This window comes from Paenibacillus terrae (genome assembly GCF_005217525.1).
In the GTDB taxonomy this organism is placed as follows: domain Bacteria; phylum Bacillota; class Bacilli; order Paenibacillales; family Paenibacillaceae; genus Paenibacillus; species Paenibacillus terrae_C.
In genome coordinates, this window is the sequence record NZ_PNXQ01000005.1 from 267,376 (window position 1) to 282,084 (window position 14,709).

Here is a 14,709-nt window from a genome sequence, read left to right on the forward strand (position 1 = left end):
CCCCTGTTCCACTATTCGGATTCACCCCTTGAATACGGGTTGGTCCGTGCCTGCGTATGCTTCAGTACCGAAGTGACCTGAACACGAACGGTGCTTTCTGCAAAATAACGGCTCCATCGGGAAGAAAGCCTTTTCCATTGCGCAGGATGGCTTCTCTCCAGCTCAAGGCCGAAGCCGAGTACATCGCTACGGGTACGCTGAACCTCTCTAACCGTTAATGAAATCACTTTTTTTGTTTCCTCTGCCCATTGCCTCTGCAAGCTTTTCATCACCTCTGGACTTTTCAAGTCAATCGGACACTCAGCTTCCTGTATCGCCCCGACTTGCTTTAAGTCAATTACAAAAACAGGCTCTCCTTGCTCCATCAGGCTGCGTACATTTGCCTTAGAGAACAAGGTTTCGATCCCGATGACTTCACCTTTCTTGCCGCAGCTCAATGTGGTTTCAGCACTTTTCACCTTGTTGTTCACGATAGACAGTCCAATCGCCTGGTCATCTTCCAACCAGTGTACGAGCCGGTCCTTTCGGAACACTCCCATCCCGGTAATGTGCACGAGCGCTTCCGGTAAAATATTGTCCACATTGTTCTTACGGGGAGCCTGCTCTAGATTCCCATCCACTTTTACACCTGTAAGAACTGGACCCCCGCCCTTATTGGACATGCTGCGAATGACATCGTCGAGACTAACGGCGTAATCCCCTGCATACAAACGCTGAGATGTTTCCAGCTTTCCTGAAATATCATTAGCAGGAATACGGCCGATCGCGGTCATGGTTGCCAGTACATCCTTCCCAGTCTCACCACGCGCTACCAGCATTTTCATCGTGAGCCGGGTTTCCGTATACCTTTCCAGAAAATCCAGCGTATCTCCGATTCCACGCCGTGCCAGATCTTCCCCAATGACGACCAATCTTGCATGGGCCAGGGAAATTTCGCGTGGAACCTTCTGTGAAGCTTTGCGGATGGCTTGAAAAAGACTGTTCCCCTTTTCCTGAAACAACACGATAGGGGTATCTCCTCTCGCTTTGGCCCCGGCGATTTCATCTGCCACGATAACCTGCAGGGAAACCTCATAATCCGTTTCTCCAGCCACATCAATGCCTATTGCCGCTACAACTGCTCTCTGATTTAGCTCTACTGAATCCCAGCAACCAGATAGAAGGGGCATCAATAGTAGCCCCACCAGACTCAGAGCCCACATTCTTCCCTTGAAGGTTACCGTGCTTCGTTCATTCCCCTTTCCCTGATACACCTTCGGCTCCCCCCTCCTGCATCGGTGTCGTTTTATCGGAAGAGGAAATTCCACTTCCATCCTTCATTCGTGTCTGGTTAGTAGATGTAATACTTTTAGGACGTGTCCGCATCATCCAGAATGGGAGACGCAATACAGCATCCTTTTGACTCTTCAGTACAAAGGGGCTGAAAGGGGCCATGTAGGGCACCCCAAAAGAACGTATGCTGTTCATATGGGCAATAAGCGCAATCAGCCCCAATGTAATGCCATACAGTCCCATAAACGCTGACAGTATCATAAAAACAAATCGGAACAGTCTCCCGGCCACCGCCATGTTATAGGCTGGAATGGCAAAGCTGGCAATCCCCGTCAGGGCTACCACAATCGTGAGCAGCGGGGTGACGATCCCGGCCTCCACAGCCGCTTGTCCCAAAACAAGCGCACCAATAACGGATACCGTTTGTCCACCCACACGTGGCATTCGAATACCTGCTTCACGCAAGATCTCGAAGGTAACCTCCAAAAGAAGCGCCTCCAGAAATGCTGGAAAAGGAACGGATTCCCGCTGAGCCAGTATGCTGATCAGCAGCGGGGTCGGTATCATTTCATAATGGTAGGTGGTTAAGGCAATGTAGAGAGAGGGTCCCAGAATTAGAATGATAAAGCTGATATATCGAATGAGTCGGACGACAGTCGCCATATCGTAACGTTCCTCATAATCCGAAGCACTCTGAAAGAATTGGGCAAATACGGTAGGCATCACCAGTACAAACGGATTTCCATCTATGATGAGCGCCACTCGGCCCTCCATAATATTGCTACTGATCGTATCGGGTCTTTCCGTGTTATAGATCGTTGGGAATGGTGTAAAATTATGGTCCTGTATCATTTCCTCTACCATACCGGATTCAAATACGGCGTCGATATTGATGTTTTTTACCCGTTGACGAACTTCATCTACGACACTTGGATCTGCAATATTCTTCATATACAGCATGGCTACATTTGTGAGGGACGTGCTCCCTACTTTGAACATCTCCATCGTAAGATCGGAGCTTTTAATTCGTCGTCGGACAAGAGAGAGATTCGTGAACAGGGATTCCACAAATCCCTCTTTCGGCCCCCTGACGACAGACTGTGTGCTAGGTTCGTTGACCGCACGCGTCTCTCCTCCACGTGTACCGCACGCAATGGCCTTTTTACAGCCTTCCAGTAAAATGATCGTATCTCCCATCAATAGCTGTTCCATCATGGAATTCCAATCATCGCATTCCTTCACTTCACCAAGTTCAAGTGCATGGCCCTGTATCTGACTGAATAGCCTTTCTGCACTTTCTACCTCAGCAGCCACCTCGGCGGACGGTCGGCCAAGCAACGATTTCATGACAAGTTCATTCACCGTGTCCGTCTTGACCATACTATCCAAAAATACAATGGCGGCAGGAATGTCCGCTTTCAGTCCCACACTAAAGCGACGAATCAGGAAGTCCGGGCTGTCTGACGTCAACTCCTTGATCTGTTGTAAGTTGGCTTCCACATTAACTTCAATCTTGAAAGAACGCGAAGACTTTCCATTATTCTTGTCCGCACCCGCCTTTTTATTATGTTTGCGATAGGGATAACGAATCATGAGCAAACCTCATCTCCAGAAAGGTAGCAATAGACACCACCTGTTTTTCCTAATTCTTGTATGTTTGGAGTATGCTCAATCTATTCCCAGTTATGCACTACATGCAAGGACGAAACGTTATAAGTCACACTAGCGTATTAAATTTCAAATAATTCTGCATTTTCAAGCCTAACATTCGTTTTTTTGATAATATGAAGTAATATGCCTCTCGGGAGGGTTAGCATCTTGTTTAGTACGTTTTTTGTAAATACCTGTATCCTTGTTACCTTTCTGTACATAACCGGTGTCATATCGCAAAGATATAAAATACGTCTCCAAAATTTAAAACGTAAAGCTCATTGGATCGGAGGCGCCCTTTTTGGGTGCTATGGCATTGTCTTGATGTACTATTCGATCCCAGTTGGTTTTAATACCATTGCCGATCTTCGTCATCTGGCTATCGTGGCTACGGCGGCTTACATTGGCGGCCCGGCAACCCTCATGGCTACCCTATTTATATGCTTAGGCAGATTATTGCTGTTTGGTGTCACCACTCAAGCCATTGTGGGGGCTTTTTTTATGATGCTCGTGGGCCTGGGTTGTGTTTTGCTGTCAAATCTGTCCTGGTCACGTTTAACGAAGCTGATGATGATGAACGTTTTCGCTTTGGGCATTATTTTCTGCTCTCTCACAATTAATTTGAATGATATTGATGATGTTCTGAACGTTTATCCGCTCCATTTCGTTATTTCTATGGCAGGCGGATTTCTCCTGTATCTCATAGCCGAGTCCATCAACACGTCCAATGAGCTGTTGCTTCGTCTGGAGCATACTTCCTTTACAGACTATCTCACGAATCTGAGCAACAGAAGACAGCTTGAATTTTCACTGGAAGAGAAGCTCCCCCAAGCTCGTCAACGCCATGAGCATCTATCTATACTTGTATTGGATATTGATCATTTTAAGGAAGTGAACGATACCTACGGTCATGCGGCGGGGGATGCGGTGCTGCGTCAGCTAGGTCAGATTTTGAGGAAAAAATGTCGCTCCTTTGATGTGGTAACCCGCAGCGGCGGGGAGGAATTCACCATACTTCTGCCGAATTGTGCTTTCCGGCAAGCGTTACGTATAGCGAATCAGATCCTTGGCGGGGTAGATCAGTACGAGTTCGTTGTATCAGACGGGCTTATACTCAAAGTCACAGTGTCTATCGGCGTAACGACCTTTCCCGATAACGGGGAGGATATGTCCGGGGCGGCTCTGCTGGAACAGGCGGATAGAGCACTATACGAAGCTAAAAATGCAGGGCGTAATCGGGTCTGCTCCTATCAGGCATAAAGCTCGGCATTCTTTTCATTTACGATTTCGCATCATATGAGTACCCTGCAGAAATAGCCGATACATCCCTCTCTTGGAAGAGTCGTATCGGCTATTATCCGTTTTGAAAAAATGTGTTAATCCCCTTTGGAAGAAGCCTTGGCATCCTCGCCTTCACTACGGATGCTGCCGCCCACCACCAGCGTTGTACGCTTGGCGAGTGAAGCCAGCGTATGAGACTCCCATACCTCCAGCATACGTCGTTCGCTCTCGACCAAGATTTCGGATACGGCGGTTGCAAGCTCCCCACAAAAGGGGTTTGTCTCTGGTTCATGCATCATACCTGGAAAAATCGGATCACATATTTCAATGGCGTGGTATATATCGGCAAGTGTAATATGCTCCGCCGAACGGGTAAGCACATAGCCTCCCTCACGGCCTTCACGTGCTGCTATTAATTCTGCCTGTACAAGTCGCGTCAGCACCCTGCGCACCAAGGTGACCTCACAGTCAATAGAGCGGGCAATAGATCCGCTGGCACAGAGCTCTCCATGCTTTTCCAAATAGACAAGCGCCTTTACCGCCACCCCAAGCCATCTGGGCGTTGCGGTGCGTAGTCTTTTTTCACTATTCAAATGAAATGACACCCCTAAGCTGTAGAAACTTCGTTGAATGCATTGTACGTGAAGTCAGAAGCAAGTTCAAGCCTGAAGGCTTGAATCTCCTGTAGCACAAGCGCTCAAAGTAAAATAACTTAGCCGCACTTCGCCACTCAACCGCAGGTATACATCATGTGTACCCGAGACTGGACCCAGTGCTTCTGAGAGCGTCATCCATGCTTGCGCTCCTCCCGTATGACCAACGCTTATACGTGCTGCAACTTCGCTGTCCGGCGTATCCAAACGAAGCTCAATTGCTGCATCGTGGCTATTGCCTGACACTCGGCATTGAAGTTCAACCTCGCTCATCGTATCTAATTCTACGCCATGAAAGGCAATCCAGCCGGGACGTTGAGGTGAACGCGGACGTACACAAGCCTCCTTTTGCTCCTTGCTTTCATCCAGCAGGACATGGGAACAATCATCAAAGTTTTCAGCGCGAATGCTTTGTCCGGCTTGCCGGGGCGGGATAACTTCGCCTAGAACGTTCACAGGGTGCTCCAGCCGGATATCCGCTGAAGAGGCACCTGCCAGCAAGGTGTACTCGCCAGCTTCAACGCAATAGCGATCCCGTGTAACATCCCAAATCGCCCAATCCCTCACTCGCATTGTAAAAGAAATCGTTCGCGTCTCCCCCGGCTGTAAGCAGATGCGTTGAAATCCACACAATGTCTTCAGCGCTCGTTTTACTCGCGAAGCTCCGGGCCGTACATATAGCTGTACAACCTCCTCCCCGGCAGCTATGCCCCGATTCGTAATGTCCACCGAAACATTCAGGGTATCCGTAGCATCTAGAGCACCCAAAAAGTTCACACTACCTTCGGGGACGGACCTATCGTTGGGATTGGGCCCTTGGGCATCTGTGCGCAGATGGCTGTACTCAAATGGCGAATACGTCAAACCGTGGCCGAACGCGTACAAAGGTTCACCTTCAAAATATTGATAGGTACGTCCGCCGCGAATAATATCGTAATCTTTGATATCACCCAATTGCTCCTCCGCCTGGTACCATGTCATATTCAAACGACCCGCTGGCGCATAATCCCCAAACAGCACATCCGCTACTGCCGTGCCATGCTCTTGTCCGGCATGAGACGTGTACACGATCGCCGGAATATGCTCCTGTACCCAAGGGATGGCAAACGGATAACTGCCCGTCAGAACCACGATCGTATTAGGGTTAACCCGATACACTTCCTCGATGAGCCGCTGCTGGGAGGCTGCCAGCTCCAAGCCTGGACGGTCATTCTCTTCCTTGCCGTTAATCAGCGGGTGATTGCCGACGAATACAATCACTGTATCTGCTGCTTGCGCAGTGGCTATCGCTTCCACTAAACCGTCCGACACCGTCTCTAACCGGAATGTTGTATGGTCTTGGTTAACAGCTTCCGTTACCTTCAATGAACCCTCTGTCCCTGTGATCACAGGCTTGCCGTTCCATGTCGTCCAGAGACACTCCCCCTTGTCAACAGGGGTCAGTCCAAAGACTTCTTTGACATACCAGCCATACGCTTCCTTAGCTGTCCCACGAAGCGTTTCCTCATCGCTCGTCACATAGGTACCCAGGCGCTCGTCGGTCAACGTGACGCTGCCGTAGCCCCAATCGTTCATGGTCAAAACCGTTGGTTCGGCATCATGGGACAACCGCATGTCACCGGAGGAATCAACCGTAAGCCTCGCTCCGTCATTCGCCGCCGCGAAGGTCACGCGATCCTTGGCATCGCGGTATACGACGCGCTCCTGCGCGTCTTTGCTTTCCAGCTTGGCGCGAATCGCTTCAAGCGGTGTCACAAAATATGGAAGCGTGCCGGAATACCAGTCGCGGTACACCTCATTGCCAAGCGCCCCGATCACCGCCACCTTGCCGCATCCCGCAGGGTCGAGCGGCAGGAGCGAACGCTCATTTTTCAACAGTACGATCTGCTCTCTCGCTGCACGCAACGACAGTTCACGGGCTTGCTCTGTCATCAGAGCCTCTTCCCCGATCAGGGCATAGGGATTGTCTGCCGCCGGATCAAATTCCCCCAGTCTAAATCGAACACGAAATGTATGGAACAACGCCTGATCCAGGTCCGTTTCTTGCAGCGTTCCTTGCGCCAAGGCATCACGAATGGCCTGCTTGGACAAATCCGCATCATCCGTAATGCTGTGGATCCCCGCGCGAATGGATTCAGCCACACCCGGTGTGTGGGAGTCATAATACTGATGGTCCTTTACGATTCCTATCACATCACCAGCATCACTGACGACAAAGCCGTCCATTCCCCATTCGCCCCTGACAATATCATTAACACCGTGATACAACGTAGCGGGCGTTCCATTAATCAGGTTATAAGAGGTCATCATGGATTGGGCTTTGCCTTCCGTAAAAGGCTTCTCAAAGGCTTTCAGATAGTATTCACGAAGGTTTCGCGGGTCTATGCTGGAGGAATCACTTCCCCGGTCCACCTCGTTATTGTTTCCGAGGAAATGTTTCAATGTCGCAACCGCTTTCAAATATATCGGATGATCGCCCTGTATGCCTTTGACCAATTCCTTCGCCAGTTCTCCCGTTAAATACGGGTCTTCTCCATACGCTTCCTCATTACGCCCCCAGCGCGGATCACGTTCCATATCTACGGTTGGTGCCCATAACGTCAGTCCGTTTAGCGCCGGGTCACGGCGGTAGTATACACGCGCTTCATCTGAAATAACCGAGCCGACTTGTCGCATCAGTTCCGTATCCCACGTACAAGCCAACCCCACAGGCTGTGGAAAGGAAGTCGCCTCACCTAACCAGGCTATACCATGTGCTGCTTCCGTACCATGCTTGTATGCGGCGACTCCCAATCGTTCAATGGCAGGCTGATATTGCAGCATAGATTCAATCTTTTCCTCCAAGGTTAGCCGGGACACCAAATCCCATACACGCTCGTCCAGATGAATCTTCGGATTTTGAAAAAAATATTCTAAATCCGTTGTTTCATGACTCATATCCATCATCTCCTTCTCTCCATTTAAAATATCATAAAAGGCCGTTATGAAAGCGTTTTAATATATCATAGCGAAAAAGGAGTACCCCGGCAACAATTGCTGCTACTCACCATTTGGCTCCGTTTCTTCATTCAATACTGGATAGAGCAGCGTCGCCAATGGCGTGGATATCGGATGTTTGTTAGGACATGAGCGTACAATCACGAATTGTAGCTGCGTCCGCGTCTTCTTGCATAACCACTCAGGAAGATTTTAGCCAATGTGCCTGGTTAGTAGCAGTGTGCAAATTAAAAAAAATGTATATTTTCTTCAATAAACAAAGCAAAAAATAATATTTTTTGGTATAATCAGGATATATAATCGAAGGAGGAAGGGTTTATGAAAAATACCGGAATGACACGGCCTCTGGATCAATTGGGGCGAATCGTGCTTCCCAAGGAAATGCGCACCACGATGGATATCAATATTGGTGATTCGCTCGAATTTTTCGTGAATGAAGAAGGATTTGTATTAAGGAAATATACAGGTGTATCCTGCAAATTTTGCGGCGCAGTTGATCATTTGACTTATTTTCGTGATAGCTTTATTTGCGCCGATTGCATTCAGGTATTAAAGACAGAGGAAAATGTACACCCCACCAGCACCGAAGCCATCCAGGCTCAGGAACATACCAAGCCGGTTCGTAAGCATACAACCTCGCAGCCTAAACAATCCAGAGTACAGCAAGGAGAAATGGTAAAAAAGCTCCGAAAGCTGATTCAAGAACATCCCAACCTGCCACAAAAGGTATATGCTCAAATGCTCGATATCTCGCAAGGTCGGGTGTCCCAACTGAAAAAGCTGATTTAAATGATCCCGTAATTTATTACAAAATATACTTAGATCCAATGGATTGCCATCCTATTGTTTTCCGTCAAATATTCATTCGTCAGGTGTAGAGCAAGGAGCGTATTCGTTAATGTGTTCCTGACTTTTCATCTGACTTTTTTGTCGTTCTCCTCCCTATCAACGTGACAATAATCACATACTCTCCATCCATCCATATATACAATATATAGACTGAAACAATTGTTTAGTACACGATATCGTCAATATATTGTTTTTGGAGAATAATATATATTTTACTATATGGAGGTTTTTGCAATGAAGGTGTTGGAGGAACATCAATTATACAGCATCGGCGAGCGGGTCATTGGAGCACAAGACCTGGACATGCTGCGGGAGAATGCAAATTTGAATGGAGAATCGTTCAGTGGCAAAATGAGCAAGCTTGGCTCCGAGTACGCGAAGTGGTATGCGCGACTACGTGTGCTTCCGCCTGAACTGACAGACGCGATCGACCACGGGTATGTGTATGTTCACGATTTGGACCAATATGCGCTCGGAACTACGAACTGTATCTTTATTCCTTTTGGTCGCCTGCTGCGAGATGGCTTTAATACAGGCAACGGCTCTGTGCGCACCCCGCAAACTATTATGTCTGCTATGGCACTGGTGGCTATCATATTCCAGTCTCAGCAAAACAGCCAATTTGGAGGTGTCTCTGCCAATAAAATAGATTGGGACCTTGCTCCTTACGTGGCCCGGTCCTTCCGCAAGCATCTGCGCAAGGGATTGCGCCTGTTCGGAGAAGAAATAGAATCGGCGATGCCTGATGACGAATTACATATAGCCAACAGTCTATTACATGAGGTCTGCCCTCGTTCATACGCATTCGCACGTGAAGAAACAGAGACGGAGACCCGCCAGGCCGCTGAATCCCTTATTCATAACCTGAATACCATGAGCAGTCGGGCAGGTGGACAAATTCCGTTCACCTCACTGAATTACGGAATGTGTACTTCTGCTGAGGGGCGACTTGTTACACTGTCATTGCTGGAGGCCACTATCCGTGGCTTGGGCAGCGGTGAAACCCCTATTTTCCCACAGCATATTTTCCAATGCAAACAGGGAATTAATCAGTCCGAAGGCGATATCAACTATGACTTGTTCCTGCGGGCGGTTGAGTGCTCCAGCAAACGTATGTATCCCAATTTCGTTAATGTGGATGCTACCTTCAACCTGCCCTATTACCGCGCAGATGATCCGGATACCATTATTGCGACGATGGGCTGCCGTACCCGCACCATTGCTGACCGTTTCGGCAGAAACCGTCAAAGCGGCAAGGGTAATCTCTCATTCAATACGATTAATCTGGTGCGTCTTGGCATTGAATACGGTATTTGCACAGGCAAGCGCAAGGTACCTGACCGGGATGGCTTTGATACCAGACTGGAAGAGGTTATGCGCATTGCCGTGGATGGACTGATCCATCGCTACCATATACAGACCAACCAGCCGGCAAAAGCCTCAGACTTTATGATGCGCGAAGGGGTATGGGAAGGCGGAGAAGAGCTGGAGCCGGATGAACAGGTGGGAAGCGTACTAAAGCACGGTACGCTTTCTATGGGGTTCATTGGGTTAGCTGAGTGCATGAAGGCACTGTACGGCAAACACCACGGGGAGGATGACGCTGTATACCGCGAGGCGGAGCGAATCATAGCTTCCATGCGTGTCCACTGCGACCGGATGAGTGAATTGCATAACCTTAATATTACGCTGTTCGCTACGCCTGCCGAGGGTCTATCCGGCAAATTCACGTTGCTGGATCAGCGTGATTTCGGAGTCATTCCCGGTGTGAATGACCGTGAATACTACACGAATTCTTTTCATATTCCCGTGTACTATACGCTTCCGGCTGCCCGTAAAATCAGCCTCGAAGCCCCATTTCATAATCTGTGCAACGCTGGTGCGATTTCGTACATCGAGCTGGATGGTAATGCGCGGAATAACCCGGAGGCGTTTCTTAAAATTGTACAATACGCACTCCATCAAAACATTGGGTACTTCTCCATCAATCATCCGGTAGACCGCTGCACAGAATGCGGCTACGAGGGCATTATCGGGACAAGCTGTCCCCAATGCGGTGCTGATGAAGAACATACGCATTTTCAGCGTTTGCGCCGGGTAACGGGATATCTGACAGGTGATTATACCGTTCGCTTCAACGCCGCGAAACAGGCTGAGGTGCGTGACCGGGTGAAGCATCGGTGAATTTGTGCGGCTACATTCCAGAATCTCTGAACGAAGGGCATGGCCTGCGTACCGTCGTATTCGTTAGCGGTTGCCGCCATGCCTGCCCCGGCTGCTTCAATCCCTCGTCATGGAGCTTCCGCACAGGTGAACCGTTCACACCTGAACGGCAGCAGGAAGTCATCCGTGACATCGCAGATAATCCACTGCTGGACGGGTTAACCCTTTGCGGCGGAGATCCTTTTTTCTCGGCAGCGGAATGCTCGCAGTTTGTGCGCAATTTCCGCGCAACCTGCCCGGACCGAACCGTGTGGGCCTATACGGGCTTTTCCTATGAGGAGCTGCTTACGGATCAGGCACGCCGGGAGCTGGCGCTGCTGTGTGATGTGATTGTGGACGGTCGTTTTGTAGAACAGCAAAAGGATCTGACCCTTCCCTTCCGGGGAAGCCGCAATCAACGACTGGTGGATGTGAAAGCCAGCATCCAGGCAGGATCTATAGTTACATTAGCCTAAGGCGATGTTATACTCGCATAAGCTGTTATGCCCTAAGACAAGTCCATTCCCTATGGGGAGGGCTTGTCTTTTTTGTGTGTAATGGAGAAGGCCTGTACTTCAAGATGCTTTAGATCGGGGACACCAATAGCGTACTGATGATCAGAACGCTTTTAATAAACCTTGAATCAGCTTCCATAAACTTAATCATTTCATTACAGGTTCAAACGGAGTTTCTATTGCGCATCCCGCAAGTTTCACTTATGATGGTGAACAAGTATACGAGTGCATAAATATTCGTCATACCACAATCGCATAGCTTGGAGATAGGTGCCTGTTCTATTCAGTTCAGGCTTAAAAGGGAAGCCGGTGCAAGTCCGGCGCGGTCCCGCCACTGTAAACGGGGAATTTTCAGCTGTTGGTACACCCACTGGTCCAAAGACCGGGAAGGAGCGCTGAAAGTCATGATCCGTAAGTCAGGAGACCTGCCTATTTCAACAACATCGCAAGTACCTACGGGAGATAGGGAGGTGTTAAGAGCAGTCGCCGAATTTTTATTTTTAAATAACGGAGACATTCTTTCCCATACTCATTTTTACACCCGGGGAGGAATGTCTTTTTTTGTACGCAAAAATAAACTGGCTACCAGCCTAGGAGGAAAAGTACATGTCATTTACTCAAGTGCCTGAATTGCCTGGCCTGATCAGCAGCAGTCTGGGATATCCGCGTATCGGCGGAAACCGGGAATGGAAAAAAGCACTGGAACGCTTCTGGAACGGCAGCATCGATGAGAGCGAGCTGCATACCGAGATGAAACGATTGCGGCTGGAGCATCTGAGCAAGCAGCGTGACAAGGGAATTGATCGAATTCCGGTCGGAGACTTTACCTATTATGATCACATGCTTGATACATCCGTGATGTTCGGTCTGGTGCCGGAACGGTTCAACTATCGTCCCGACGGACCTGTTCCCCTATCCATCTATTTCGGGATAGCCCGTGGACAAAAGGGTGCCACCGCCAGTGAAATGACCAAATGGCTGAATACCAACTATCACTACATCGTGCCCGAATTGGCCAATGCAACCCCGGTGTTCACCGAGAATAAGCCGTTGCAGGCTTATCGTGAAGCGAAACAGGAACTGAGCATTGAAGGTAAGCCCGTCATGATCGGTCCTTATTCGTTCGTTGCTCTGTCCAAAGGCTATGACCGTAAGGATTTGGCCGCCATCGTACGAAGCTTCCTGCCACTGTACACCCGCGTCCTGTCTGAGCTGGCTGCGGAAGGCGTTCAGTGGGTGCAGGTGGATGAGCCTGTCCTGACCACCTCATTCCCGGCAGAGGATTTGGACATTATTCAGGAGGCCTATGAGGCTTTGGCCCAAGCGGCTCCATCCTTAAATATCGTGCTGCAAACCTACTTTGGCAGTCTGGATCATTATGAGCGCCTGTCCACGCTCCCGGTACAGGGAATAGGTCTTGATTTTGTGCATGATGATGGCGAAAACCTTCAGCAGGTACTCCGCCATGGCTTCCCCGCAGGGAAAACACTAGCCGCTGGGGTCATTGATGGGCGTAATATATGGCGCTCCGATCTGAACGTCGTGGCGGCGCTGCTTGGGCAACTGGCGGAGCAAACAACTGCTGCGCAGCTCATCGTGCAGCCATCATGCAGTCTGCTGCATGTGCCAGTCAGTCTGGAAGCCGAGCACAAGCTGGACCGGGAGCTGATGCAAGCGCTGGCCTTTGCTGATGAAAAGCTGGAAGAAATCGCAGCTTTGACCGCTGCGCTTGGCAAACGCGAACCCTCGGCACTTGCCAAGCTTGGGCAGAGTGCGGACGCGGTAGCCCGCTTCAACAGCTCAGCGGCACGAGCACAGACCGCTGCTGATATGGCGGCTCTACTGGCGAAAGAGCCGCAGTCACGCAGCGTTCCCTTCGCTGAGCGTCGTGTGATCCAGCAGGACAAGCTGAAGCTGCCTCCATTGCCTACGACGACGATTGGCAGCTTTCCGCAAACCGCCGAGGTTCGCAAAGCCCGTCTGCATTATCGCAAAGGGGAGTGGTCTGCTGAGCAGTATCGGACGTTCATTCAGCAGCAAATCAAGGAGTGGATTGATATCCAGGAGGACATTGGCATTGATGTGCTCGTACATGGGGAATTTGAGCGGACAGACATGGTTGAATTTTTTGGCGAAAAGCTGAAAGGCTTTGCCTTTACACAAAACGGGTGGGTGCAGTCCTACGGCTCCCGGTGTGTTAAACCTCCGATTATATACGGAGACGTGTCGTTCGATCAACCCATGACCGTGGAAGAAACGGCCTTCGCCCAATCGTTGACCTCCAAGCCAGTCAAAGGAATGCTGACAGGTCCGGTAACGATTTTGAACTGGTCCTTCGAGCGTAATGATATTCCTCGCAGTCAGGTTGCTTTACAGTTAGCACTGGCCCTGCGGGCAGAGGTAGAAGCACTGGAACAAGCGGGGATTGGCATGATTCAGGTCGATGAACCCGCGATCCGTGAAGGGCTTCCGCTGAAAAAAGAACAGCAGCAAGCCTATCTGGCGTGGGCGGTTCAAGCCTTCCTTGTTACAATAGCAACCGTTGATCCCGCCACCCAAATCCATACGCATATGTGCTATTCCGAATTTCAGGATATGATCCAATCCATCTCCGATATGGATGCCGACGTCATTTCTATTGAAACCTCGCGTAGCCACGGTGAACTGATTGTCAGCTTTGAGGATCAGGTGTATGACAAGGGCATCGGTCTGGGCGTATATGATATCCATAGCCCGCGCATTCCCGATGTGTCTGAAATGCTGAGTATGATACAGCGTGCCCTGCGCGTACTGCCTTCTGATTTATTTTGGGTCAATCCAGACTGCGGCTTGAAAACCCGCACCAAGGATGAATCCGTCGCCGCATTGCGGCAAATGGTGCTGGCCGCTCAAGCAGCCAGAGATTCGTTGGCTGTATCCAGCTAATTTCTATACCCTCCCCTTCCCGGCTCACTTTTTCCCTCGACGCCGGAAGGGGATTCTATTCCAAATCATATAATGTGTATGCCCCTTGAATATGCTTGGGTGTTCCCTGCTTCATATGTACACCCAAGCCATGCTCTCTATCCCATGAACAGCTAAAATTCAAATACAGCTCATCCTTTTCCTTTGAGTCAGGAACCAGTATAGACACGGGCTGTAGCCGTTCCAGCAGTTGTTCCAAGCGTTCCACATAAGGCGCATATTCATCCGGGTCTTCTCCCCATGAGATATAAGCATTCCGGTATTTTTCCACTACATCTACATAGTAACACACCTGTTGATTAACCACTAAATGGTAGAAAAAGAGC

General features: G+C 49.6%; 11 protein-coding genes and 1 riboswitch. Of the genes, 6 read left to right on the plus strand and 5 right to left on the minus strand.

The window, feature by feature from the left end; translation table 11 throughout:
- Nucleotides 1–11: 11 nt before the first annotated feature.
- Both C1I60_RS04450 and C1I60_RS04455 read right to left on the minus strand, forming a co-directional pair.
- Nucleotides 12–1,253: a Ger(x)C family spore germination protein gene (locus C1I60_RS04450; protein WP_252361556.1), complete on the minus strand. Its 1,242-nt coding sequence runs from the start codon at nt 1,251–1,253 to the stop codon at nt 12–14.
- Nucleotides 1,231–2,865, minus strand: coding sequence for a spore germination protein (locus C1I60_RS04455; RefSeq protein WP_137060665.1), 1,635 nt, complete (start codon nt 2,863–2,865; stop codon nt 1,231–1,233). Before C1I60_RS04455 ends, C1I60_RS04450 begins: the two co-directional genes overlap by 23 nt.
- A 225-nt stretch (nt 2,866–3,090) precedes the next feature.
- Here C1I60_RS04455 and C1I60_RS04460 point away from each other — a divergent pair, with 225 nt between their 5' ends.
- A complete protein-coding gene (locus tag C1I60_RS04460) occupies nt 3,091–4,182 on the plus strand; it encodes a GGDEF domain-containing protein (RefSeq protein WP_137060666.1) in 1,092 nt (363 codons plus the stop codon).
- 116 nt (nt 4,183–4,298) lie between these two features.
- On the opposite strand, the gene C1I60_RS04465 is transcribed toward C1I60_RS04460, so the two are convergent.
- Together C1I60_RS04465 and C1I60_RS04470 are read right to left on the minus strand one after the other, a co-directional pair.
- Nucleotides 4,299–4,796, minus strand: coding sequence for an Rrf2 family transcriptional regulator (locus C1I60_RS04465; RefSeq protein WP_137060667.1), 498 nt, complete (start codon nt 4,794–4,796; stop codon nt 4,299–4,301).
- A 66-nt stretch (nt 4,797–4,862) separates the two neighbouring features.
- Nucleotides 4,863–7,793: a glycoside hydrolase family 3 C-terminal domain-containing protein gene (locus C1I60_RS04470; protein ID WP_137060668.1), complete on the minus strand. Its 2,931-nt coding sequence runs from the start codon at nt 7,791–7,793 to the stop codon at nt 4,863–4,865.
- Between the two features lie 378 nt (nt 7,794–8,171).
- On the opposite strand from C1I60_RS04470, the gene C1I60_RS04475 reads away from it, so the two are divergent.
- The 5 genes from C1I60_RS04475 (at nt 8,172) to metE (ending at nt 14,344) form a co-directional block, all read left to right on the plus strand.
- Nucleotides 8,172–8,642 carry an AbrB/MazE/SpoVT family DNA-binding domain-containing protein gene (locus tag C1I60_RS04475; RefSeq protein WP_137060669.1) on the plus strand — a complete coding sequence of 157 codons (471 nt, stop codon included), beginning with the start codon at nt 8,172–8,174 and terminating at the stop codon, nt 8,640–8,642.
- Between the two features lie 294 nt (nt 8,643–8,936).
- On the plus strand, nt 8,937–10,886 hold the full coding sequence (locus C1I60_RS04480; RefSeq protein WP_137060670.1) for an anaerobic ribonucleoside triphosphate reductase: 1,950 nt from the start codon (nt 8,937–8,939) through the stop codon (nt 10,884–10,886).
- On the plus strand, nt 10,883–11,380 hold the full coding sequence (gene nrdG / locus C1I60_RS04485; RefSeq protein WP_137060671.1) for an anaerobic ribonucleoside-triphosphate reductase activating protein: 498 nt from the start codon (nt 10,883–10,885) through the stop codon (nt 11,378–11,380). The genes C1I60_RS04480 and nrdG overlap by 4 nt, the downstream gene beginning before the upstream one ends.
- Before the next feature lie 290 nt (nt 11,381–11,670).
- Nucleotides 11,671–11,866, plus strand: a riboswitch (cobalamin riboswitch).
- Complete coding sequence (locus C1I60_RS24370) at nt 11,824–12,048, plus strand: hypothetical protein (protein ID WP_170970736.1); 225 nt, start codon at nt 11,824–11,826, stop codon at nt 12,046–12,048. Its footprint overlaps the riboswitch before it by 43 nt.
- Nucleotides 12,026–14,344 (plus strand): 5-methyltetrahydropteroyltriglutamate--homocysteine S-methyltransferase, encoded by a 2,319-nt coding sequence (metE, locus tag C1I60_RS04490; RefSeq protein ID WP_137060672.1) that lies wholly within the window; start codon nt 12,026–12,028, stop codon nt 14,342–14,344. Before C1I60_RS24370 ends, metE begins: the two co-directional genes overlap by 23 nt.
- Nucleotides 14,345–14,399: 55 nt before the next feature.
- On the opposite strand, the gene C1I60_RS04495 is transcribed toward metE, so the two are convergent.
- Nucleotides 14,400–14,709, minus strand: a 310-nt coding sequence (locus tag C1I60_RS04495; protein ID WP_434784366.1) for a DUF6985 domain-containing protein, incomplete at its 5' end; no start/stop codon positions are given.

Excerpts from the sequence above, each read along its gene's own strand:
- C1I60_RS04455 (WP_137060665.1), bottom strand. The coding sequence starts at position 2,865 with ATGATTCGTTATCCCTATCGCAAACATAATAAAAAGGCGGGTGCGGAC.
- C1I60_RS04470 (WP_137060668.1), bottom strand. The coding sequence starts at position 7,793 with ATGAGTCATGAAACAACGGATTTAGAATATTTTTTTCAAAATCCGAAG.
- C1I60_RS04475 (WP_137060669.1), top strand. The coding sequence starts at position 8,172 with ATGAAAAATACCGGAATGACACGGCCTCTGGATCAATTGGGGCGAATC.
- C1I60_RS04480 (WP_137060670.1), top strand. The coding sequence starts at position 8,937 with ATGAAGGTGTTGGAGGAACATCAATTATACAGCATCGGCGAGCGGGTC.
- C1I60_RS24370 (WP_170970736.1), top strand. The coding sequence starts at position 11,824 with ATGATCCGTAAGTCAGGAGACCTGCCTATTTCAACAACATCGCAAGTA.
- metE (WP_137060672.1), top strand. The coding sequence starts at position 12,026 with ATGTCATTTACTCAAGTGCCTGAATTGCCTGGCCTGATCAGCAGCAGT.